Source organism: Actinoplanes rectilineatus (genome assembly GCF_000962825.1).
GTDB classification, from domain to species: Bacteria; Actinomycetota; Actinomycetes; order Mycobacteriales; family Micromonosporaceae; genus Actinoplanes; species Actinoplanes rectilineatus.
This window is the reverse complement of sequence record NZ_JZKF01000081.1, coordinates 1-21016: the sequence shown is the minus strand read 5'-3', so window position 1 is coordinate 21016 and position 21016 is coordinate 1. Positions and strand designations below refer to the sequence as shown.

The 21016-nt window shown below is 71.1% G+C and carries 20 protein-coding genes; 15 read left to right on the top strand and 5 right to left on the bottom strand.

What is annotated here, in order from left to right; translation table 11 throughout:
* Positions 1 to 54: 54 nt before the first annotated feature.
* The 3 genes from glgA (at position 55) to WH85_RS37265 (ending at position 3607) form a co-directional block, all read left to right on the top strand.
* Positions 55 to 1266: a glycogen synthase gene (gene glgA, locus WH85_RS37280; RefSeq protein WP_245674258.1), complete on the top strand. Its 1212-nt coding sequence runs from the start codon at positions 55 to 57 to the stop codon at positions 1264 to 1266.
* Complete coding sequence (locus WH85_RS37275; protein WP_245674257.1) at positions 1263 to 2885, top strand: glycoside hydrolase family 10-like protein; 1623 nt, start codon at positions 1263 to 1265, stop codon at positions 2883 to 2885. The genes glgA and WH85_RS37275 overlap by 4 nt, the downstream gene beginning before the upstream one ends.
* 65 nt (positions 2886 to 2950) lie before the next feature.
* The gene (locus WH85_RS37265) at positions 2951 to 3607 is read left to right on the top strand and encodes a hypothetical protein (protein WP_157411456.1); all 657 of its coding nucleotides are present in this window, start codon (positions 2951 to 2953) and stop codon (positions 3605 to 3607) included.
* Positions 3608 to 3683: 76 nt separating this feature from the next.
* Here the strand turns inward: WH85_RS37265 and WH85_RS37260 are convergent, their stop codons facing one another.
* The 3 genes from WH85_RS37260 to WH85_RS37250 all read right to left on the bottom strand — a co-directional run bounded on the left by WH85_RS37260 (position 3684) and on the right by WH85_RS37250 (position 6988).
* The gene (locus WH85_RS37260) at positions 3684 to 5318 is read right to left on the bottom strand and encodes an ABC-F family ATP-binding cassette domain-containing protein (protein WP_045746836.1); all 1635 of its coding nucleotides are present in this window, start codon (positions 5316 to 5318) and stop codon (positions 3684 to 3686) included.
* A 295-nt stretch (positions 5319 to 5613) separates the two neighbouring features.
* Positions 5614 to 6045: a PPOX class F420-dependent oxidoreductase gene (locus WH85_RS37255; RefSeq protein ID WP_045746835.1), complete on the bottom strand. Its 432-nt coding sequence runs from the start codon at positions 6043 to 6045 to the stop codon at positions 5614 to 5616.
* A 28-nt stretch (positions 6046 to 6073) separates the two neighbouring features.
* Positions 6074 to 6988: a PhzF family phenazine biosynthesis protein gene (locus tag WH85_RS37250; protein ID WP_083449546.1), complete on the bottom strand. Its 915-nt coding sequence runs from the start codon at positions 6986 to 6988 to the stop codon at positions 6074 to 6076.
* A 113-nt stretch (positions 6989 to 7101) separates the two neighbouring features.
* Here WH85_RS37250 and WH85_RS37245 point away from each other — a divergent pair, with 113 nt between their 5' ends.
* Together WH85_RS37245 and WH85_RS37240 are read left to right on the top strand one after the other, a co-directional pair.
* Positions 7102 to 8526 (top strand): sigma 54-interacting transcriptional regulator, encoded by a 1425-nt coding sequence (locus WH85_RS37245; protein WP_045746834.1) that lies wholly within the window; start codon positions 7102 to 7104, stop codon positions 8524 to 8526.
* A 6-nt stretch (positions 8527 to 8532) separates the two neighbouring features.
* Positions 8533 to 10485: a vWA domain-containing protein gene (locus tag WH85_RS37240; protein WP_045746833.1), complete on the top strand. Its 1953-nt coding sequence runs from the start codon at positions 8533 to 8535 to the stop codon at positions 10483 to 10485.
* A 128-nt stretch (positions 10486 to 10613) separates the two neighbouring features.
* Here WH85_RS37240 and WH85_RS37235 read toward each other — a convergent pair whose 3' ends face one another.
* The gene (locus WH85_RS37235; protein WP_245674256.1) at positions 10614 to 11570 is read right to left on the bottom strand and encodes an AraC family transcriptional regulator; all 957 of its coding nucleotides are present in this window, start codon (positions 11568 to 11570) and stop codon (positions 10614 to 10616) included.
* A 213-nt stretch (positions 11571 to 11783) separates the two neighbouring features.
* Here WH85_RS37235 and clsA point away from each other — a divergent pair, with 213 nt between their 5' ends.
* The 9 genes from clsA (at position 11784) to WH85_RS37190 (ending at position 18554) form a co-directional block, all read left to right on the top strand.
* Positions 11784 to 12398 carry a cardiolipin synthase ClsA gene (clsA, locus tag WH85_RS37230; RefSeq protein WP_045746831.1) on the top strand — a complete coding sequence of 205 codons (615 nt, stop codon included), beginning with the start codon at positions 11784 to 11786 and terminating at the stop codon, positions 12396 to 12398.
* A 254-nt stretch (positions 12399 to 12652) separates the two neighbouring features.
* Entirely contained in the window at positions 12653 to 13522 is an 870-nt protein-coding gene (locus WH85_RS37225; RefSeq protein WP_083449550.1) for a DUF881 domain-containing protein, read from the top strand.
* On the top strand, positions 13519 to 13851 hold the full coding sequence (locus tag WH85_RS37220) for a small basic family protein (RefSeq protein WP_014445295.1): 333 nt from the start codon (positions 13519 to 13521) through the stop codon (positions 13849 to 13851). Before WH85_RS37225 ends, WH85_RS37220 begins: the two co-directional genes overlap by 4 nt.
* 934 nt (positions 13852 to 14785) lie before the next feature.
* A complete protein-coding gene (locus WH85_RS37215) occupies positions 14786 to 15436 on the top strand; it encodes a DUF881 domain-containing protein (RefSeq protein ID WP_045746862.1) in 651 nt (216 codons plus the stop codon).
* A 15-nt stretch (positions 15437 to 15451) separates the two neighbouring features.
* Positions 15452 to 15832 (top strand): glycine cleavage system protein GcvH, encoded by a 381-nt coding sequence (gene gcvH / locus WH85_RS37210; protein ID WP_045746830.1) that lies wholly within the window; start codon positions 15452 to 15454, stop codon positions 15830 to 15832.
* 224 nt (positions 15833 to 16056) lie between these two features.
* A complete protein-coding gene (gene odhI / locus WH85_RS37205; RefSeq protein ID WP_045746829.1) occupies positions 16057 to 16509 on the top strand; it encodes an oxoglutarate dehydrogenase inhibitor Odhl in 453 nt (150 codons plus the stop codon).
* Between the two features lie 77 nt (positions 16510 to 16586).
* A complete protein-coding gene (gene ftsR / locus WH85_RS37200) occupies positions 16587 to 17255 on the top strand; it encodes a transcriptional regulator FtsR (protein WP_045746828.1) in 669 nt (222 codons plus the stop codon).
* 125 nt (positions 17256 to 17380) lie between these two features.
* On the top strand, positions 17381 to 17845 hold the full coding sequence (locus WH85_RS37195; RefSeq protein WP_045746827.1) for a bifunctional nuclease family protein: 465 nt from the start codon (positions 17381 to 17383) through the stop codon (positions 17843 to 17845).
* 154 nt (positions 17846 to 17999) lie between these two features.
* Positions 18000 to 18554: a MerR family transcriptional regulator gene (locus WH85_RS37190; protein ID WP_045746826.1), complete on the top strand. Its 555-nt coding sequence runs from the start codon at positions 18000 to 18002 to the stop codon at positions 18552 to 18554.
* Between the two features lie 112 nt (positions 18555 to 18666).
* Here the strand turns inward: WH85_RS37190 and WH85_RS37185 are convergent, their stop codons facing one another.
* The gene (locus WH85_RS37185) at positions 18667 to 19461 is read right to left on the bottom strand and encodes an alpha/beta fold hydrolase (protein ID WP_045746825.1); all 795 of its coding nucleotides are present in this window, start codon (positions 19459 to 19461) and stop codon (positions 18667 to 18669) included.
* Positions 19462 to 19599: 138 nt separating this feature from the next.
* On the opposite strand from WH85_RS37185, the gene WH85_RS53405 reads away from it, so the two are divergent.
* Positions 19600 to 20808 carry a sigma-70 family RNA polymerase sigma factor gene (locus WH85_RS53405; RefSeq protein ID WP_245674255.1) on the top strand — a complete coding sequence of 403 codons (1209 nt, stop codon included), beginning with the start codon at positions 19600 to 19602 and terminating at the stop codon, positions 20806 to 20808.
* The last annotated feature ends 208 nt before the right edge of the window (positions 20809 to 21016 follow it).

The following is a 21016-nucleotide window of genomic DNA, read 5'->3' as shown; positions in this document are numbered from 1 at the left end:
TGATCATCAGCGCCTCCGGGCGGCGGATACATGAGTGCGGCTATCCTGCGACTCGTGACCGATTCCCCCGCTCGTCGTCTGCGTGCCGATCTGCTCACCCGGGAGTACCCGCCGGAGGTCTACGGCGGTGCCGGGGTGCACCTCGAATACCTGAGCCGCGATCTGCGGAACCTCGCCGACGTCCGGGTGCACTGCTTCGGCGCGCCGCGGGACGAGACCGGCGTCACGGCGTACCCGGAGGGTGTGGAGCTGGCGGGGGCCAACGCGGCCCTGCGCACCATGGGGGTCAACCTGGCGATGGCGGCCGGCTGCGAGGGCGCGGACGTGGTGCACAGCCACACCTGGTACGCGAATTTCGCCGGCCACACCGCCAAGCTGCTGCACGGGGTGCCGCACGTGGTGACCACGCACAGCCTGGAGCCGCTGCGCCCGTGGAAGGCGGAACAGCTCGGCGGCGGGTACGCGTTGTCGTCGTTCTGCGAGCGGACCGCGATCGAGCACGCCGACGCGATCATCGCGGTGTCCGGCGGGATGCGGCGGGACGTGCTCAAGGCGTACCCGTCGGTGGACCCGGACCGGGTGCACGTGGTCTACAACGGCATCGACACCGAGCTCTACCAGCCCGATCACGGCACCGACGTGGTGGACCGGCTGGGCATCGACCGGTCCCGGCCCAGTGTGGTGTTCGTCGGCCGGATCACCCGGCAGAAGGGCCTGCCCTACCTGATGCGGGCCTGCCACGACCTGCCCGCCGACACCCAGATCGTGCTGCTGGCCGGTGCGCCGGACACCCCCGAGATCGCCGCCGAGGTGGAGGCGCTGGCCCGTGACCTGCGGGCGGCCCGGGATCCCGAGGGCGTGATCTGGGTGCAGGAGATGCTGCCCAAGCACGAGGTCGTCCAGGTCCTCACGCACGCCACGGTGTTCGTCTGCCCGTCGGTCTACGAGCCGATGGGCATCGTCAACCTGGAGGCGATGGCCTGCGAGACGGCGGTGGTCGCCACCGCGACCGGCGGCATCCCCGAGGTCGTCGCGGACGGCGTGACCGGCCTGCTGGTGCCGATCGAGCAGGTGCAGGACGGCACCGGCACCCCGGTCGACCCGGCGAAGTTCGTCGCCGACCTGGCCGCCACGCTGACCCGGGTGCTCGGTGATCCGCAGCTGGCCGAGCAGATGGGCAAGGCCGGCCGCGAGCGGGCGGTGGAGAAGTTCAGCTGGTCCCGGATCGCCGAGGACACCCTGGACGTCTACCGGACGGTGCTGTGACCTTGCTGAGGCGCCCCCCGCTCCAGCTCGCTCTCCTTCTGGTCGCGGTGCTGTTCGCCGTCGCGGTGCTCGGTCTCGGCCTGGTCCGCGCGGCGTTCTACGAGCCGCCGTCGGCCACCAGCGTCGCGGACAACGGTGTCGCCGCGGTGCAGGCGCCGGTCCCGTCGGTGGCGGGCCGGTGCGGCACCCAGGAGGCCACCGCTCCCCGGGAACTGCGCGGGATGTGGCTGACGACGGTCTACAACATCGACTTCCCGAGCAAGCAGGGTCTCTCGCAGGAGAAGGTCAAGGCGGAGTACCTCAAGTGGGTCGACCTGGCGGTGGCCCGGCGGCACAACGCGATCTTCGTGCACGTCCGGCCGAGTGGTGACGCGTTCTGGCCGTCCGAGTACGCGCCCTGGTCGAACTGGCTGACCGGCAGGCTCGACGGCAGCGACCCGGGCTGGGATCCGATGGCGTTCATGGTGGACGAGGCGCACCAGCGGAATCTCGAGTTCCACGCGTGGTTCAACCCGTACCGTGGGACGCAGCCCGCGCCCAGCGGTGCCGGCGCCGATCTCACCAAGCTGCCGGCCGATCACGCCCTGCGGACGCACCCGGAGTGGCGCATCGCCTATCCGACCGGCAAGAACAGCCGGCTCTACTTCGATCCGGGCGTTCCCGAGGCGCGCAGGTTCGTCGAGGACGCGATGCTCGAGGCGGTCCGGAAGTACGACATCGACGGCGTGCACTTCGACGACTTCTTCTACCCGTACCCGGAGAAGGGCGAGGACTTCCCGGACGACGCGTCGTTCGCGAAGTACGGCGCCGGCAAGTCGCGTGCCGACTGGCGACGGGAGAACGTGAACCTGCTGGTCCGGGAGATGCAGCAGCGGATCGCCGAGATCAAGCCCTGGGTGAAGTACGGCATCAGCCCGTTCGGCATCTGGCGCAACGGTGGTGAGGGCTCGGACACCAAGGGGCTGGAGAGCTACGACACGATCTACGCCGACACCCGTAAGTGGGTACGGGAGGGCTGGCTGGACTACATCGTGCCGCAGCTCTACTGGACGATCGGGTTCGACAAGGCGGACTACGCCAAGGTGCTGCCCTGGTGGGCGAAGACGGTCAAGGGCACGTCGGTGCAGCTGTACATCGGGATGGCCGACTACCGGGTGGGGGAGAAGGGCGACTGGAGCGATCCGGCCGAGCTCGACCGCCAGATGGCCATGAACGACAAGTTCGGCGTCCAGGGCCAGGTGCATTTCAGTGCCAAGCAGGTCCGGTCGGATCGGCTCGGTTCGGTGTCGCGCTACCAGAAGGCGCACTACGCGACGCCGGCGTTGCAGCCGCGGATGGAGCGTCTGCCGGTCGCGGCGCCGCCCGCTCCGCGGATCACCGGGGTGAGCCGCGGGGAGAAGGGCGAGACGATCCTGGCGACGGCGGCGACCGAGGGCGTGAGCTGGGCGCTCTACCGCACCGGGGAGAGCCGGGCGACGCTGGTCGCGACCGGTCGGGCCGGTGCCGCGGTGGTCGATCCGGCGCCGCCGTCCGGCCCGGTGTCGTACTGCCTGAGCGGGCTGGACCGTTCGGGCAACGAGGGCCCGCTGAGCGAGGCCTTCACCACCGGTCCCTCGTAAGGGTGAATCGGGGCAACTCCGGCAATTCGGACATAATGCGGATGATTGCGGCGATACCGTAGGGCATGATCACAACAAGGCGTAAGCCGCTGAAGACTGCCCTCGGTGTCTCCGCCACGGTCGTAGCCTCTGTCGCGACCCTGGTGGCGGGCTCCGCCGCCGCGGCAGCCGCTCCCTCCCCGGAGCGGCTCAAGGCCGCACTGCTCACCCAGGCCGAGGTTCCGGCCGGTTTCTCCACCCTGAAGACCCCGATGAACACGTTCATCAGTGACATGGGCCTGGACGTCGCGTCCTGCGGCCGCGGCGCCGCCGCCGGCGGTGGCCCGATCACCGCGCGTGCCGTCTACACCCGCGGCGCGGGCGGCAGCGAGGCCCTGATCGAGACCCTGGCCGCCCCGGGCGCGGCCTCCGCCCGCCAGTTCGTCGCGGGCGTCGCCAGCGCCGTCAAGCGCTGCCCGACGTTCACCAAGCAGGTCCCGCAGATGGGCGTGAACGCCGCCGTCACGCTGACCCCCGGCACGCCGGCCAAACTGGGCGACGCCTCCGCAGGGGTCGGATTCACCATCCGCATCCCCACCCAGGCGCCGGTCCAGGGCCGGATGGTGGCGATCGCCGACGGTGACGTCTCCGCGATCGTCCTGATGCTGTCCCCGGGACAGCCCAACCAGCGTGAGCTGACGGCGGCCGCCGGTGCCGCGGCCCGCAAGCTGGCGTCCCTCTGAGATGTGCCCCGGGGTGCGGCGCCGTCCGGCGCCGCACCCGCCCCGGCCATGGAAGGCTACGGCCGGGGCGTGCTGATCAGCCCTCGACCCGGCCCTGCGACACCACGAGACGACGGTCGGTCGCCACCGCCTCGAGCATCCGCCGGTCGTGCGTGACCAGCAGCAACGTGCCGGTGTAGCTGCTCAGCGCCGACTCCAGCTGCTCGATCGCCGCCAGATCCAGATGGTTCGTCGGCTCGTCGAGCACCAGCAGGTTCACCCCGCGCGCCTGCAGCAGCGCCAGCGCCGACCGGGTCCGCTCGCCGGGGGACAGCGTCGCCGCCGGGCGCAGCACGTGCGCCGCCCTCAGGCCGAACTTCGCCAGCAGCGTCCGCACGTCGGCGTCGCTGAGCTCCGGCACCGCCGCCCCGAACGCCCGGACCAGCGGCTCGTCACCGAGGAACAGCCCGCGGGCCTGGTCGACCTCGCCGACCACCACCCCCGACCCCAGATGCCGGTCACCGGACTCCAGGTCCACCCGCCCGAGCAACGCCGCGAGCAGCGTCGACTTGCCGGCCCCGTTCGCCCCGGTGATCGCCACCCGGTCCGCCCAGTCGATCTGCAGCGTGACCGGCCCCAGCGTGAAGTCGCCGCGCCGGACCACCGCGTCGCGCAGGGTCGCCACCACCGCACCGGACCGGGGCGCGGCGGCGATCTCCATCCGCAGCTCCCACTCCTTGCGCGGCTCCTCGACCACGTCCAGCCGTTCGATCATCTTCTCGGTCTGCCGGGCCTTCGCCGCCTGCTTCTCGCTCGTCTCACCCCGCTGGTTCTTGGCGATCTTGTCGTTGTCCGGGGCCTTGCGCCGGGCGTTGCGCACACCCTTGTCCATCCAGCCGCGCTGCATCCGGGCACGTTCGAGGAGATCCTCCTTCTTGCCGGAGTACTCCTCGAACTGCTCGCGGGCGTGCATGCGGGCCCGGTCGCGTTCCTCGAGATAGGACGCGTAACCGCCGCCGAACAGCTTCACCTGGTTCTGCGCCAGATCCAATTCGAGGACCTTCGTCACGGTACGCGTGAGGAACTCCCGGTCGTGGCTGACCACCACGACACCCGGGCGCAGGCCGGCCACGAACGTCTCCAGACGGGCCAGGCCGTCCAGGTCGAGGTCGTTGGTCGGTTCGTCGAGCAGGTAGACGTCGTACCGGCTGAGCAGCAACGACGCCATCCCGGCCCGGGCCGCCTGCCCGCCGGAGAGCGCGGTCATCGGATGGTCGAGCGCCACCGACAGCCCCACCTCGCCGGCCACCTGCTCGGCGCGTTCGTCCAGGTCGGCGCCGCCCAGGTCGAGCCAGCGCTCCAGAGTCGCCGCATACCGGTCGTCGGCGCCGGGCAACTCCCGGGCCAGGTCCTCGGCGGCGGCGTCCATCGCGGCCTGCGCGGCGGTCACCCCGGTGCGCCGGCCGAGGAAGTCACGCACGGTCTCCCCGGCGCGCCGCTCCCGTTCCTGCGGCAGGTAGCCGACGTTGGCGGTGGGCGGGCTGAGCGAGACACTCCCGCTCTCCGTCGCGTTCAACCCCGCGAGGGTACGCAACAGTGTCGTCTTGCCCGCACCGTTGACTCCGACCAGTCCCACCACGTCCCCGGGCGCGACCACCAGGTCGAGTCCGGCGAAGAGGGTGCGGTCGCCGTGCCCAGCGGCGAGTTCCCGGGCGATCATCGTGGCGCTCATCGAACGCCAATCCTAGACACGTTCAGTCGTCGAAGTCCGCGTGGTGACTTCGGCCTCTCAGCGCGCCCGTAGTCACCACGCCCCACGGCGGTGTGGTGATTTGGGGTGCGTGGGGCGCCCGTAATCACCACGGTCCACAGGGTGTGGTGATTTTGGGTGCGTAGGGCGCCCGTAATCACCACGGTCCACGGGGTGTGGTGATTTGGGGTGTGCAGGGCGCCCGTAATCACCACGCGGACGGGTTTCGCACCCCTGACCGCGGAACGTGTCTCGAGGCCCGGGAACCCGGCAATGGTCAGCGGATCTTCGCGCCGTAGACGTGGCCGACGGCGATGGACAGCAGGACGCGGCGGTCGGCGACCATCACCGAGCGGTACTCGTCCCAGTCCGGGTGCTCACCGGCCGCCCGCCGGTAGTAGTCGACGAGCGCCTCCACCGCGGGGCTCTGCGGGTCGTCGCCCGGCCCGGTCAGGGTGGCGACGCCCTCGGCGGTCGCCCAGGCGTAGCCGTCCGGGCTGGTCACCTCGAGTGTGGCCCGGGGGTCGCGGCGCAGGTTGGCGGTCTTGGCGCGGCCGGCGGTCACCGAGATCAGGATGACCTCGGCGTCCCGGTCGTAGAACTGGGTGACCGGCGACAGCTGTGGTCTGCCGTCGGCCTTGATCGTGGCGAGGACACCGAGCCGGGTCTCCGCGAGCAGCGTGCGCGGGTCGAACAGGGCAACCGTCATATCCCTGCCAAGTCCGTCCCGGGGAGGCCTATTCCGCGATCGGCCCGGCGGTTCCCTCCGCGATCGGCCCGGCGGTTCCCTCCGCGATCGGCCCGGCGGTTCTCTCCACGATCGGCCCGGCGGTTCCCTCCGCGATCGGCACGGCTGTTCCGGACACGTGGACGCCGGGGGTGCCCGGGACCAGACGGACGGTGATGCGGCTGGGGCGGCCCATGTCGTCGCCCTGGCGCAGCAGCAGCGTGGCGTCGTCCGGGACCAGGCCCAGCTCCCGCAGGTAGCCGCCGAACGCCGCGGCGGCCGCGCCGGTCGCCGGGTCCTCGTAGACGCCGCCGACCGGGAACGGGTTCCGGACGTCGAACTCCGCCGGGCCGGACCGGAAGGCCAGCTGGACGGTGGTCCAGTCGCGGTCGAGCATCAGTGCCTTCAGGGCCGGCTGGTCGTAGTGCAGGCCGGCCAGGCGTTCCCGGGTGGCGACGCCGAGCACGGGGTGGCGGGCGCCGGCGTACGCGACCCGGGGCGGCAGTGCGGGGTCGAGATCGTCCCGCGACCACCGGAGGACGGTCAGCAGGGCGTCCAGGTCGGCCTCGGACAGCCCGGACACCGTCGGCGCGACGCTGATCAGGGTGGCCACGCCCGCGTCGGAGACGGTGACCGGGACCTCGCCGGCGTTCGTCACGAACAGGTGCCCGCCGGGGCCCAGTGCCACCGCCGTGGCGACCGTGGCGTGCCCGCAGAACGGGACCTCGGCCAGCGGGCTGAAGTAGCGGACCCGGATCCCGCCGCCGGACGGGCCGGTCACGAACGCCGTCTCCGAGTAACCCACCTCGGCGGCGATCGCCTGCATGGCCGGGTCGTCGAGACCGGACGCGTCCAGGACCACCCCGGCCGGGTTGCCGCCGCTCGGTGCGACGGTGAATGCGGCGTACCGCTGAATCTGCGTCATGACCGGAAAGCGTGCCGGGCGGCACGCGGGGCGACCAGAGCCAATGTCGCGGTCCTGGTTGTGGTGCCCGCCACAGTCGCTGGTCGTCATCCTTGCGGAGTAGCGTTCCTGCGGTGACAGAGGCGACCATCGCGATCACGCCCGTTCCACCCGCCGGCCTTCCCGGCACCGTCGGTGAGCTGCGTGCCACAGGGCACGAGTTCCGGACGGTCAAGGAGGAGCTGCGCGCCAACCTTCTCACCCGGCTGCGCTCCGGCGAGCCGCGTTTCCCCGGCATCGTCGGCTACGAGGACACCGTGCTTCCCGAGGTGGAGCGCGCCCTGCTGGCCGGGCACGACATGGTCCTGCTCGGTGAGCGGGGCCAGGGCAAGACCCGTCTGATCCGGGCACTGGGCGGCCTGCTGGACGAGTGGACCCCCTACATCACCGGCTCGGAGCTGCACGAACACCCGTACCATCCGATCACCCCGGCGGCCCGCCGGCAGGCCGACCAGCAGGGCGACGCGCTGGCGATCTCCTGGCTGCACCGCTCCGAGCGGTACGGCGAGAAGCTGGCGACCCCGGACACCAGCGTCGGTGACCTGATCGGCGACGTGGACCCGATCAAGGTGGCCGAGGGGCGTGCCCTGGGTGACCCGGAGACGATCCACTTCGGCCTGGTGCCGCGGACCAACCGGGGTGTCTTCGCCGTCAACGAGCTGCCCGACCTGGCCGAACGCATCCAGGTGGCGCTGCTCAACGTGCTCGAGGAGCGCGACATCCAGGTCCGCGGTTACCAGCTGCGGCTCCCGCTGGACCTGCTGCTGGTGGCCTCGGCGAACCCGGAGGACTACACCAACCGGGGCCGGATCATCACGCCGCTCAAGGACCGGTTCGGCGCCGAGATCCGCACCCACTACCCGGTCGACCTGGAGCTGGAGACCGCCCTGATCCGCCAGGAGGCGGAGCTGGTCGCGGACGTGCCGGAACACCTGGTCGAGGTGCTGGGCCGCTTCACCCGGGCGGTGCGCGAGTCGCCGTCGGTGGATTCCCGCTCCGGCGTGTCGGCGCGGTTCGCCATCGCCGCGGCCGAGACCGTCGCGGCGTCGGCGCTGCGCCGCTCCGGGCTGCGCGGCGAACGCGAGGCGGTGGCCCGGATCTGCGACGCCGTCTCGGTGACCTCCACGCTGCGCGGCAAGGTCGAGTTCGAGAGCGGCGAGGAGGGCCGCGAGGTCGAGATCCTGTCGCACCTGCTGCGGGTCGCGACCGCCGAGACGTTCCGGGCCCGGCTGGCCGGACTGGACCTGTCCGGCTTCACCGCCCTGGTCGCCGAAGGCGCGATCATCGAGACCGGTGATCTGGTCGGTGCCGAGGAACTGCTCGGCCAGATCGGCACGGTGCCGGGTCTGGCCAAGGTGCTCGACCGGCTCGGGCTGGGCGACGCGCCGAGCCCCGGCCAGGCCGCGTCCGGGATCGAGTTCGTGCTGGAGGGGCTGCATCTGACACGCCGGCTGGCCAAGGAGCTGACCGACGACGGGCGCACCCTCTACGGGAGTTGAGCCGACATGGCCGGAAACGTTTTCCGATACGGGGCGTGGCGCGACGGGCCGGATCCGCTCGCGCCGCCCTACGACGTGCGGGCGGCCGTCGACGCGATGGGGGAGCGGGTGCTGCGCGGCGACAGCCTGCGTGATGCGCTGCGCGACCTGATCCGGCGGGGGCCGCGGGACGGCCGCGGGCTGGACGAGTTGCGGGCCCGGGCGCAGCGGCTGCGCCGGGAGGCGATGCGGCGGGGCAACCTGGACGGGGCGGTGACCCGGGCCCGGCAGATGCTGGACCAGGCGCTCGCCACCGAGCGGGATGCGCTGAGCGCCCGGGACGACGACGATGCGCGGTTCAGTGAGGCGATGCTGGACAGCCTGCCGCGGTCGACGTCGCAGGCCGTCTCCGAGTTGTCCGGATATAATTGGACATCGCCCGAAGCGGGGGATATTTACCGTCAGATTCTGGAGGGGCTGCGCCAGGAGGTCGTCGAGCAGCGCTTCGCCGGCATGAAGCAGGCGCTCCAGCAGGGTGACATGTCGGAAATATCTGACATGGTGGGTGATCTCAACGGCCTGCTCGACAAGCATGCCCGGGGGGAGAACACCGACGACGCGTTCCGTGAGTTCATGGCCAAGCACGGCAAGTTCTTCCCGGACGACCCGCAGAACATCGACGAGCTGATCGACTCGCTGGCCCGGCAGGCCGCGGCAGCCGAACGGCTGATGCGCTCGCTCAGCCCGCAGCAACGCGAGGAACTCCAGAGCCTGATGGCCCAGGCCCTCGCCGACAGCCCGCTCCAAGGGCAACTCGGGCAGCTCACCGACAACCTGCGGGCGCTGCGCCCCCACCTGAACTGGGACCGCGGCGAACGCGTACGCGGACCCGAGGACCTCGGCTACGGCGACGCCGCGTCCGCGCTGGGTGAGATCGCCGACCTGGACGAGCTGATCGACCAGCTCGGACAGGAACACCCCGGCGCGACCCTGGACGACGTCGACGTGGAAGCGGTCGAGCGTCAACTCGGCCGGTCCGCCGCCGACGACCTGCGCCGCCTGCGCGAACTGGAACGCGAACTGCGGCGCCAGGGCTGGGTGGAACGCGACGAGGACGGCCTGACCCTCTCGCCCAAGGCGCTGCGCCGGCTCGGCCAGACCGCGCTGACCAGCATCTTCCGGGACGTGGCGGGCACCCGCGGCGAGCACGACATGCGCGACGCGGGGGCGGCCGGGGACCTGATCGGCTCGTCACGGCGCTGGGAGTTCGGCGACGATCAACCCCTCGACGTGGTCCGCACGGTGGGCAACGCGGTCCGGCGCCGGGCCGCCTCCCGGGATCTTCACACCGTTCCGGTACGCCTGACGCCGGACGACTTCGAGATCGCGGAAACGGAGCGGCGCTCGTCGGCCGCGGTGGCGCTCTGCGTCGACCTGTCGTACTCGATGTACGCCGACGGGCGCTGGGGGCCGATGAAGCAGACCGCCCTGGCCCTGTCGCACCTGGTCGCCACGAAGTACCCGCAGGACGCGCTGCAGATCGTCGGGTTCGGCAAGTACGCCCAGACGCTGTCCCAGGGTGAACTCGCGGCGATCGAGCCGACCACCGAGAAGGGCACCAACCTGCAGCATGCCCTGAAACTGGCCGGCCGGCACCTGCGGCGGCATCCGGGCGCCGAACCGGTGGTGCTGGTGGTCACCGACGGCGAGCCGACCGCGCATCTGGAGGAGGACGGCGAGGCGGTCTTCTGGTGGCCGCCGCTGAGCGAGACGGTCAGCGCCACGGTCCGCGAGGTCGACCTGCTCACCCGGTACGGCGCGACGCTCAACGTGTTCATGCTGGGTGAGGAGCCGGGGTTGCGGCGGTTCGTCGGCGCGGTGGCCGAGCGCAACGGCGGGCGGGTGTTCAGCCCGGACGCCGCCGAACTCGGCCGCTACGTGATCGACGACTACGTGCGGGCGCGCCGGGGCCGCCGTTGACCCCCACCCGAAGTCATCACGCTTTTCGGGGTGTGTTGAGTTCGGGCGTTGTGGGCGCCTGAAGTCATCACGCTTCTCGGGGTGTGGTGACTTTGGGCGTTGTGGGCGCCCTAACTCAACACGCGGGGTCAGCCGCGCAGGGTCTGGGACGGCGGCACGCCGTAACGGGAGCGGTACGCGGTGGCGAACCGGCTCGGGTGGGTGAACCCGAACCGGTACGCCGCCTGCGCCACCGTCGTTCCCGGCGCGGCCCGGCGCAACTCGTCGTGCACCAGTCCCAGCCGCAACTCCCGCAGGTAGGTCATCGGCGGCATTCCCACGTACCGCAGAAAGCTCTGCTGCAGTGCCCGGCTGCCCACCCCGGCGACGGCAGCCAGGTCGGCCACGGTGAACGGACGGCCCGGTTGCGCGTGCATCGCCTCGACCACCCGCCGGATCGCGCCCGGCGCGGCCAGGGCGGGACGCTGACCGTGCAGCGAGTCGCGGAACCGGTGGCCGGTGGCGAAGAGCAGACCGGTCATCAGGCTCTCGCGCAGCCGCGCACCGACCACCGGATGCCCGGTCAGGCCGTCCGGCGTGCCGGTGTCGGCGGTGACGATCCGGGCCAGCCGGCTCCAGGCCGCGCCCGCCCCGCGCGTGACGTCGATCTCCGGGCCCAGGTCGACCGGACCGCGTACCGGACGGTCCAGCAGCTGGGACAGCTGGTTCTCCAGCTCCCGGCGGCCCACCTTGACGGCCAGGATCCGGCAGTCGCCGTCCCACCGGTCGACGATGGTGTGCCCGACCGGCTGGTAGACCGCGGCGCCGCGACCGGCGAGGACCCGGTGCGGTTCGTCACGCCCCTGGTGCCAGGCCATGCCACCGCCGGTCAAGGGCAGATTCACGTGGTACGCGTCGAGCTCGCCCGCATCGATGCGCACGTCGACACCGAACCGCAGGTCGCCGAGGGTCACCGCGTCGTCGCCGCCGACCGCGAAGTCGGCCGTCCAGTGCGAGGCCGGGGCGAGGACACGGACGTCCAGGGCGTAGAAGTTGCGGGTCAGCAGGTCCTGCGCCTCGTCCACGTCGCGTATCTGCCGGGTCACTGTGTGCACGCTCTCCAGCTTCTCGCCTGACGTGGCCGGCGGCCAGTCACCCGTCGAGGGAATGATGGGCTAGCCTCCTAGGACGGCGTACGCTTTGTGGCGCCTGTGACTGCGCGTCGGCCGGAGGAACGCGGCTGGTTATAGTTGCTCGGCGAGTGAGCAGCTCGTACAGGATCCGGGCGGGGGCCCGGGCCGAGGGGGAAGGAAGTCGCGATGTCGCAGCAACCTGCGTCGTCCATCGAGACCTCCGACCGCATCTGGACCCTGCCCAACGCCATCAGCTTCCTGCGGCTGCTCGGCGTCCCGCTCTTCCTCTACCTGCTCCTGGTGCTCCAGCACGACGTCGCCGCCGTGGTGGTGCTGGCGATCGGCGGCTCCACCGACTGGGTGGACGGCTACATCGCCCGCCGGATGAACTCGGTCAGCCGCCTCGGCGAGCTGCTCGATCCGTTCGCCGACCGGCTCTACATCCTGGCCACCCTGGTCGGCTTCACCATCCGCGACGTGGTCCCGCTCTGGCTCACCGGCATGCTGCTGCTGCGCGAGGCGGTCCTCTTCGTGGCCCTGCTGATCCTGCGCCGCCAGGGGCACGGGCCGCCGCCGGTGCACTACGTCGGCAAGTCCGGCACGTTCGTGCTGCTCGCCTCGTTCCCGATCATCCTGCTGGCCAAGGCGGTGCCGTCGATCGCCTGGTGGGCCACGCCGACCGGCTGGGGCCTGGCCTGGTGGGCACTCGGGCTGTACTGGGCGGCTGCCGCGCTCTACCTCGTGCAGACGGTGCGCCTGCTGCGCGCGGACCGTCCCGGCGCCGGGACGGAGGGGGCGTGAGCCCGGCGGCGCGGTCCGCGCCCGGTCCGTCGTCCGAGTCGTCCCCGTCCCCGCCTGCCGTGCCGTCCTCGCCCGGCACGCCGTCCCCGGCCGCGGCTGCCTCTTCGTCTGCCGCGTCTGCGTCTACTGGCTTCTCCGTTTTGTCCGCTCGGCCGGCGGTGGACTCCTCACCGGCGCGGCCGGTGGCGGGGCTCGAACCGGGGGAGACGCCGGACCCGGACGGCTCCGGCCGGCGTTACGCACCCGACTTCCTGATGGAGCTGTTCCGCAACCCGCTCGACCCCGGATACGCGGACGCGGCCGCCCGGCGCGACTCCGGATACCGGCGCAGCCCCGGCGGCCGGCGCACCGCGGCCGGCTCGTCCGCCGTGGTGGCGCTGGTCATCGGATTCCTGCTGGTGGTCGCCTACCAGCAGACGGTGGCCGAGGAACCCGCCCGCACCAAGGCGCGGGACACGCTGATCGAGCAGGTGCAGAGCCGCCGCGCCGAGACCGAGGACCTGCAGGGCCGGGCCGAGCGGCTCGCCGCCGAGGTGGCCGGCCTGCGCGAACGGGAACTGAGCGGCGCCGCCCTGGCCCAGCTGCGTGACCTGGAGGCGGCCACCGGGCTGGCCACCGTCCGCGGGTCGGGAGTGCGGATCACGCTGTCCGACGGGCCGACCACGGTCGACGCGGTGACCGGGGAACGGCGTACCGAGGCGCAGGTCAAGGACACCGATCTGCAGCTGGCGACGAACGCGTTGTGGGCGGCCGGCGCCGAGGCCATCGCGATCAACGGCCAGCGCCTCACCGCGACGTCCACCATTCGTCAAGCGGGCGGGGCGATCCTGGTCAACGTGCAGCCGGTCGCCGCGCCGTACGAGGTGGTGGCGATCGGGCCGGGCGACATGGGATCCGACTTCCACAAGGGGTACGCCGGCCAGTTCTTCGACACGCTCGCCGCACGGTACGGCCTGTCGTACGACGTGGCGAACGCCAAGGACGTGACCCTGGACGCGGCGACCGAGATGAAACTGCGGGTCGCCGCGGCCGACACCCCACCGCCCGCCGCGTCGGGCTCCTCGTCACCGGACGGCTCGGGAACGGCCCGTTCGTCCGGCTCTGCGTCGGAAGGGCCCCGATGATCGCCGTTCTCGCCCTGCTCGCCGGTGTGCTGCTGGGCATCGTGTTCCATCCGGCGGTGCCGCCGGAGTTGGTGCCGTACCTTCCGATCGCCGTGGTGGCGGCGCTCGACGCCGTGTTCGGCGGGGTCCGGGCCAAGCTGGACGGCATCTTCGACGACAAGCAGTTCGTCGTGTCGTTCATCTCGAACGTGCTGGTGTCGGCCCTGATCGTGTACGTGGGTGATCAACTGGGCGTGGGTGGTCAGCTGTCCACCGGTGTCGTGGTGGTGCTCGGCGTGCGCATCTTCGGTAATGTCGCGGCGATCCGACGGCACCTCTTCCGGGCATAGGAATTCGATGACTGACCGTGACGAATTCGGTGAACGCCCGGGCGTTCCGGCTGCCGGCATGCCTGTGGCGGGGCGTAAGCCCGCGGCCGGCCGGTCGCCGCAGCCGTCTGCTCCCGCCGACGCCGAGCAGCCCTCCGAGCCGCTCGCCGAGCAGCCCTCCGAGTCGTTCGTCGAGCAACCCTTCGAGTCACTCGCCGGGTCGCCCTCCGAGTCACTCGCCGGGTCGCCTTCCGCGTCGTCGGCAGGATTCCCCTCGGGCGGGGCGGAACTCTCGGCGGATGAGCCGGATGAGCCGGATGAGCCGACGGTGCCGTTGGCCAGGCCGGGGCTGGCGCGAGACCCGAGGCCGCTCATTCCGCCCGCGGCCTCCCCGCCGAGGCCGGTGGAGGACGAGCCCACGGTGCCGTTGACGACCTCGGGTCTGCTCTCGGATGCTTCTTCGCCTGCTGTGCCTTCGCCTGCGGCGGCTCTTTCCGCCGCGCGTCCGCTTGAGTCGTCGCCGGTCTCCACCGGCGAGTCCTCGGTGTCCGCGGTGGACTCTGCGGACGCCGGGGCGAACTTTCCGGACTCCGGGGTGAGTTCTCCGGACTCCGCGATGGACCCCCGGGGCCCCGGGCTGAACTCTGCGGACTCCGGAGTGGACCCTCTGGGGTCCGAAGCGGACTCCCCGCTCTCCGCGGCCGGGTCCCCGCTCTCCGCGGTCGACTCCCCGCTCTCCGCGGCCGACTCTCCGGCCGCCCGGGAGAGGTCTTCGGTCGAGGCTGCGGACGCCGCCGGGGCGCCACGGACGGGTGACCTGAGTGACGGCGACGGCGAGACATCCGCCACGTCACCCGATCCGTCGATTTCTGACACGCCCGAGGCCGTCGCCGACAAAGGTGATCTTGATCGCCCGGCGCGACGGCGGCCCGCGCCGGCCGGAACGCTGATCTGGGTGCTGCTGGCGCTGCTGGGGTTCACGCTTGTCGTCCAGGTGCGCAGCAACGACGCCGATCAGGGGCTGAGCACCGCCCGGCAGGAGGACCTGGTGCGCATCCTCAGCGATCTGGAGGCTCAGGACAGCCGGCTGCTGGCCGAGATCCAGGCGATGGAGCGCACGCGCGGGCAGTTGAGCTCGGGTGTCGAGGGCCGGGAGGCGGCGCTGGCCGAGGCGAGCAAGCGCAACGCTGAGCTGGGGCTGCTGGCCGGCACGGTTCCCGGGCGTGGTCCGGGGCTGGAGATCGCGCTCGTCGGGGTGAAGGCCTCGGACGTGCTGAACGCCGTGCAGGAGCTGCGCGGTGCGGGCGGCGAGGTGATGCAGCTCAACGGCGCGAACAATGCGGCGGTACGGATCGTGGCGTCCAGTTATTTCGTCGATGCCGCTGATGGGGGCATCATTGCCGACGGCAAGCGGCTGTCCGGACCGTTCCGTCTCCTGGTGATCGGTTCGCCGGAGACGATGAGCACGGCGCTGCAGATCCCGGGCGGGGTGGTGGCGTCGGTGAAGAACGACGGCGGTAGCGTGACCATGGACTCGCGTTCCCTGGTCGAAGTGACCGAGGTGCGCAAGGCAGCAGCCTTGCAATACGCGCGTCCAGTTTCGTGATCTACGGAGGAAGCGTTGATTCCTGAGGACCTGCGGTACACCGCGGAGCACGAGTGGGTCGCCGGTGACGGCAGTGGCCCTGTGCGGGTGGGCATCACCCATTTCGCGCAGGACGCTCTGGGCGACATCGTCTTCGTCGACCTGCCCGAGGAGGGCACGGTCGTGCAGGCGGGCGACTCGCTGGGTGAGATCGAGTCGACGAAGAGCGTCTCGGAGATCTACGCGCCGATCGCCGGCACGGTGGTGGCCAAGAACGCCACGTTGACGGACACGCCGGAAATCATCAACGGCGAGCCGTATGCGGCGGGTTGGCTGGTGGAGATCACGCCGGCGGATCCGGCGTCTCTCGATTCCCTGCTGGACGCGGCGGCCTACCGGGCGATCACCGAGAGCTGATCCGGTGTGCGGGAAACCGTGCCGGAAGTGAATGGAAGACAATCGGTCTCCGCGAGTCCGGTTGCTCAGCGATATTGGCGCTGACTAGGCTCGCGGAGCACACCGAGAACTGTTATCCCTTTGAAACCGATAGTCGTGCGTCGGGCCGAATCTGGCCTCGGCGGGGTCAGAGCACAGCTGGCCTCGTCGGGAGGCGGCGACCAACTGATCCGTGAGGTGGTCCGATGACGCGCCCAGACGACGAGTTCCCCCCACTCGACGTCACGTCCACGCTGAACCTTGGCGCCCTTGACGAGGTGCTCGAGGGACCCGAGACCGACGTGGTGCCGAGCCGGATGTCCGGTTCGCTGCCGCCCGGTATGGCATTGCTGGTCGTGCGTCGTGGTCCGAACGCGGGTGCCCGCTTCCTGCTCGATCACGATGTGACGACCAGTGGCCGGCACCCGGACAGTGACATCTTCCTTGACGACGTGACGGTGTCGCGCCGCCACGCCGAGTTCCACCGGGACGGCGGCATCTTCACCGTCCGGGACGTCGGCTCCCTCAACGGTACGTATGTGAACCGGGAAAGGGTCGAAGCCGCGACGCTCAGCAACGGCGACGAGGTCCAGATCGGTAAGTTCCGTCTGGTGTTCATCGCCGGCCCGCGCCCTGAGGGTGAGGGCGGCCGGGGGTGAACGCGTCGGGGGCGGCCGCGCGTGACCCGGGGCCTTCGCGCCCGCAGAGCGGGCAGGGCGGGCGTGAGGGTGCGCTGATGAGCATCGGGGAGGTGCTTGCCCATCTACGCGCCGAATTCCCCGACACCACGATTTCGAAGTTGCGGTTCCTGGAGGCGGAGGGTCTGGTCGACCCGCAACGCACCGCCTCCGGGTACCGCAAGTATTCGTGGAACGACGTGGCGCGGTTGCGTTTCGTGCTGACCGCGCAGCGTGACCAGTACCTGCCCTTGCGGGTGATCCGGGAGCAGCTGGACCGGATGGAGCAGGAGCCGGTGGTTCCGCAGCGCCCGACGCTGGTGGCGGTGGGGACGCCGCGTGCCGCCGAGTCGGCGGACACCCGGATCCCCAAGGCCGACATGCTGGAACGCACCGGTGTGGACGAGGCGCTGTTGGCCGAGCTGGAACAGATCGGTCTGGTGGTGGCGCGCCCGCCGGGGTGGTACGACGCCGATGCGGTGATCATCGTGGAGGCGGTGGTGGGCCTGACCCAGTACGGGTTGGAGGTCCGTCATCTGCGCGCGTTCCGCAACGCCGCGGATCGCGAGGTGGGGCTGTTCACACAGCTGCTGGCGCCGTTGGCGCGTCAGCAGGATCCGGCGGCGCGGGCCCGTGCCGCCGACACGGCTCGTGACCTGCAGGCGTTGTCGCAGCGTCTGCATGCGGCGCTGGTGCGCTCGGGCCTGCGCGGCGAATTGGGGCGCTGACACCGGTTCGGCCTACCCTGTGCGGGGTATCTCGCGCGGGTCGGATTCCGGTGCTGTGCGTGTACCGTGCAGGTTAGGGGCGGCCGTGTGACGACGGGCGACAAATCAACGACACGGAGGCGGCGGTGCGCGAGCTGAGCGTGGTCGGGGTCCGGGTGGAGCTGCCCAGCAACCAGCCCATCGTGTTGCTGCGGGAGGTCGACGGCGACCGGTACCTTCCGATCTGGATCGGCGCGGTGGAGGCGACCGCCATCGCGTACGAGCAGCAGGGGGTCAAGCCGGCCCGGCCGCTGACCCATGATCTTCTCCGGGACATCCTCGCGGCGCTGCAGGCGCCGCTGAAGGCGGTGGAGATCACCGAGCTGAAGGACAACGTCTTCTACGCGGATCTGCTGATCGGTGACGATCTGCGGGTCTCGGCGCGGCCGAGTGACTCGATCGCGCTGGCGTTGCGGGTGGGTGCGCCGATCCGGTGTGCCGATCAGGTGCTCACCGAGGCGGGCATCGTGATCCCGGACGAGCAGGAGGACGAGGTGGAGAAGTTCCGTGAATTCCTCGACCAGGTGCGTCCGGAGGATTTCGCGGGTTGACATCGACTTCTGTCGTCGGGCGGGCGCTAGCCCGCTCGCGGCGTGTCGTGCCGTTACCTCCATGTTTCGGTCGTGACTGAGATATACGCTCGTGACGTCCAGGTGAACCGGCACACCGCCTAGATTTCGATCATGGGCAGGGGGAGGTATTCGCGTGCACGAGCAGCCTCTTGAAGGCCCACTCGTCGGCGAGGACGGCTCGGTCGGGTACCGCGGGGTGACGGCGTGTCAGGCCGTAGGCATCAGTTACCGCCAGCTCGACTACTGGGCCCGGACCACGTTGGTGGTGCCGAGTGTCCGGGATGCGTCGGGGTCCGGCACTCAGCGTCTGTATTCCTTCCGCGACCTGGTGGTTCTCAAGGTCGTGAAGCGTCTGCTGGACGCGGGGGTGTCGTTGCAGAACATCCGCCGGGCGATCGAGACGTTGCGGTCGCGCGGGGTCGACGATCTGGCGGAGATCACTCTGATCTCGGACGGGACGACGGTGTACGAGTGCCGGTCCCCGGAGGAGGTCGTGGATCTGTTGCAGGGCGGTCAGGGCGTGTTCGGCATCGCGATCGGCGGCGCCTTCAAGGAGATCCAGGGTTCGTTGTCGCACCTGCCGGCTGAGCCGGCCGCGTCGCCGCAGCCGGTCGGGGTGGACACCCCCGCCGAGCCGGCCGCCGGCGACGAGTTGGCGGCCCGCCGGGCCCGCCGCCGCGCCGGCTGAGGACGCGCCGCATTCCGTAAGCACGTGTCGGAGCATCGGGTGAGGTCCGGGTGGCCGGGGACGGCGCCGCCGGGCCGACAGGGGAACTGCCGGCCCGCCGGGCGGTCGTGGGTCAGTCGCGATCCTTGTCCAGGAACTGCAGGGCGGCGGCGGGGAACAGCGGGGACAGGAACGCGTTGTAGTGCGTCGTCCCGGGCAGGATCGCCAGGGCGTGACCGCCCTTCGGACGGCCCGAGCCGTCCCAGCCGCCGTCGCGCAGACCGCCGTCGAGGAGGCTGAAGACCTCGACGAAGTGCGACGGCGGGCACAGGTCGGCGTCGGCGGCGACGATCAGGGTCGGCGTCTGCAGGGCGCGGATCTCGTCGGTGTAGTCGTAGTCCTCGGCCATCGCCACACCGATCTTCTCGAGCAGGCGGGGGAAGTCCTCCGGCCGCGGCGCGACCCGCTGGTACAGCTCGTACATCGGCGTCTGCTTCATGAACTCCGCCGCTTCCGGTCCGACCTGGCCCTGCTGTTCGAGGATCTCCGGGTACGCGGCGCTGCGGCGGATCCCGGCCGACAGGGCGACCAGCCGGCCCACCTTCTCCGGGTGGTGGAACGCCACCTGAAGGGCGACGCCCCCGCCGAGGGAGTAGCCGACCAGGTCGGGACGGTCCAGACCGAGGTGGTCGATGAGGGCGGCGATGTCGTCGCCCATCGAGCGGATGTGCAGCGGCCGGTCGATGTCGGCGGTACGCCCCTGCGCCTGCAGGTCGGGCAGGATGACCTGGTGCCCGGCGGTGAAGGCGGGCAGGACCGGGGCGAACATCTCGCCCGATCCGAGCCCGCCGTGCAGCAGCACCAGGGGCCGGCCGGTGCCGTGGGTCTCGTAGTACAGGTTGATCCCGTTGACGTCGGCGTAGGGCATGGGAGCTCCTCGGTTCTCACGGCTTGTCGTTCGGTACCGGGTATGACCGGCCGGGCGCGGGAAACTCATCGCCGCCCCGGAAAGTCTGTCGTGCCGGGAGCGGATTTTCTGTCATACGGTTGCGCTAGCTTCGTCGGCGTGGATGTGGCTGCTGGCGAGTTGGAGGCCTTCCGGCCGGAGCTGACCGGATACTGCTATCGCATGCTCGGTTCCGGGTTCGAGGCGGAGGACGCGGTGCAGGACACCATGGTGCGTGCCTGGCGGGGCCTGGACCGGTTCGAGGGGCGCTCCGCGGTGCGTTCCTGGCTCTACCGGATCGCCACGAACGTGTGCCTGGACATGCTGGCCGGCGCGCAGCGGCGGGTCCGCCCGATGGATCTGGGGCCGGCCGGTTCCGGTGCGGCCACCCATCCGGGTGAGCCGGGGCCGGAGGCGATCTGGGTGGGTCCGGTGCCGGACACCCGGGTGGCCCGTGCCGGGGGTGATCCGGCCGAGGTGGTGGCCGGCCGCGAGACGATCCGGCTGGCGTTCGTCGCCGCCCTGCAACATCTGCCACCGCGGCAGCGGGCGGTGCTGATCCTGCGGGAGGTGCTGGCGTTCTCCGCGCAGGAGACGGCCGTGCTGCTCGGTGCCACCGTCGCCGGGGTCAACAGTGCGCTGCAGCGGGCCCGGGCGACTCTGGCAGCGGCGGCTGACACCGGGGCCGGCGGTGTCAGCGGTGTCACCAGGGCCACCGGCGTGACCGGCGTCGGCGGGGCTACCGGCAGGATTGGTGTCGGCGGGTCCGTCGGGGTCACCGGCGGCGGGGCTGGCGGGGCCACCGGCGGCGGGGCCACTGGGGCCACCAGGGCCGCTGGCGTTGGCGGCGATGGCGTTGGTGGCGATGGCGGTGTCAGCGGCGTTTCCGGCGGATCCCGGGGCGGGCCCAGCCGCCGTGACCGGCTGGAAGCCGCGGCGGCCGGTGATCCGCTCGACGACGAGCAGAAACGCCTGCTCGAGCGTTATGTGACGGCGTTCGAGGCCTACGACCTGCCGGCACTGACGGCTCTGCTGCACGAGGACGCGACGCTGTCGATGCCGCCGCTGCCGTTGTGGTTGCGCGGTCCCGCCGACATCGCCACCTGGATGTCCGGCACGGGCAGCGGCTGCCGCGGTTCGCGTCTGCTGCCGGTGTGGGCCAACGGACAGCCGGCCTTCGGACAGTTCCGGCCCGGCCCGGACGGTACCGGGTACGTGCCGTGGGCGCTGATCGTGCTGGACGTGTCAGGGGACCGGATCGCCGGGGTCGCCAACTTCCTGGACACCGGCCGGTTGTTCCCCCTGTTCGGCCTGCCGCCGCGGCTCTGAACACCCGCTCAGAACTGTCGTGCGTGACTTCGGCGGCCCTTCACGGGCCGGTCTGCCCGTCGGCGACCCACGACGGGCAGAAACTGCAGTTACGAGCTCAGGACCCCGGCGACTAGGCGCAACGCCGTTCAGTTAGGCGTTGGTGTGGCTGGTCAAGGGGTGTGTTGATCGGGGAGTAAGAAGCGGAGTTCCGGTATCAAGGTTTGTC

What these genes read in the sequence shown, in the direction of transcription:
- WH85_RS37220 (WP_014445295.1), top strand. Translation starts at nt 13,519, where the DNA reads ATGATCGCCGTTCTCGCCCTGCTCGCCGGTGTGCTGCTGGGCATCGTG.
- WH85_RS37250 (WP_083449546.1), bottom strand. Translation starts at nt 6,988, where the DNA reads ATGACGCAGATTCAGCGGTACGCCGCATTCACCGTCGCACCGAGCGGC.
- WH85_RS37240 (WP_045746833.1), top strand. Translation starts at nt 8,533, where the DNA reads ATGGCCGGAAACGTTTTCCGATACGGGGCGTGGCGCGACGGGCCGGAT.
- clsA (WP_045746831.1), top strand. Translation starts at nt 11,784, where the DNA reads ATGTCGCAGCAACCTGCGTCGTCCATCGAGACCTCCGACCGCATCTGG.
- WH85_RS37225 (WP_083449550.1), top strand. Translation starts at nt 12,653, where the DNA reads ATGGAGCTGTTCCGCAACCCGCTCGACCCCGGATACGCGGACGCGGCC.
- WH85_RS37255 (WP_045746835.1), bottom strand. Translation starts at nt 6,045, where the DNA reads ATGACGGTTGCCCTGTTCGACCCGCGCACGCTGCTCGCGGAGACCCGG.
- odhI (WP_045746829.1), top strand. Translation starts at nt 16,057, where the DNA reads ATGACGCGCCCAGACGACGAGTTCCCCCCACTCGACGTCACGTCCACG.
- WH85_RS37260 (WP_045746836.1), bottom strand. Translation starts at nt 5,318, where the DNA reads ATGAGCGCCACGATGATCGCCCGGGAACTCGCCGCTGGGCACGGCGAC.
- WH85_RS37265 (WP_157411456.1), top strand. Translation starts at nt 2,951, where the DNA reads ATGATCACAACAAGGCGTAAGCCGCTGAAGACTGCCCTCGGTGTCTCC.
- WH85_RS37185 (WP_045746825.1), bottom strand. Translation starts at nt 19,461, where the DNA reads ATGCCCTACGCCGACGTCAACGGGATCAACCTGTACTACGAGACCCAC.
- ftsR (WP_045746828.1), top strand. Translation starts at nt 16,587, where the DNA reads ATGAGCATCGGGGAGGTGCTTGCCCATCTACGCGCCGAATTCCCCGAC.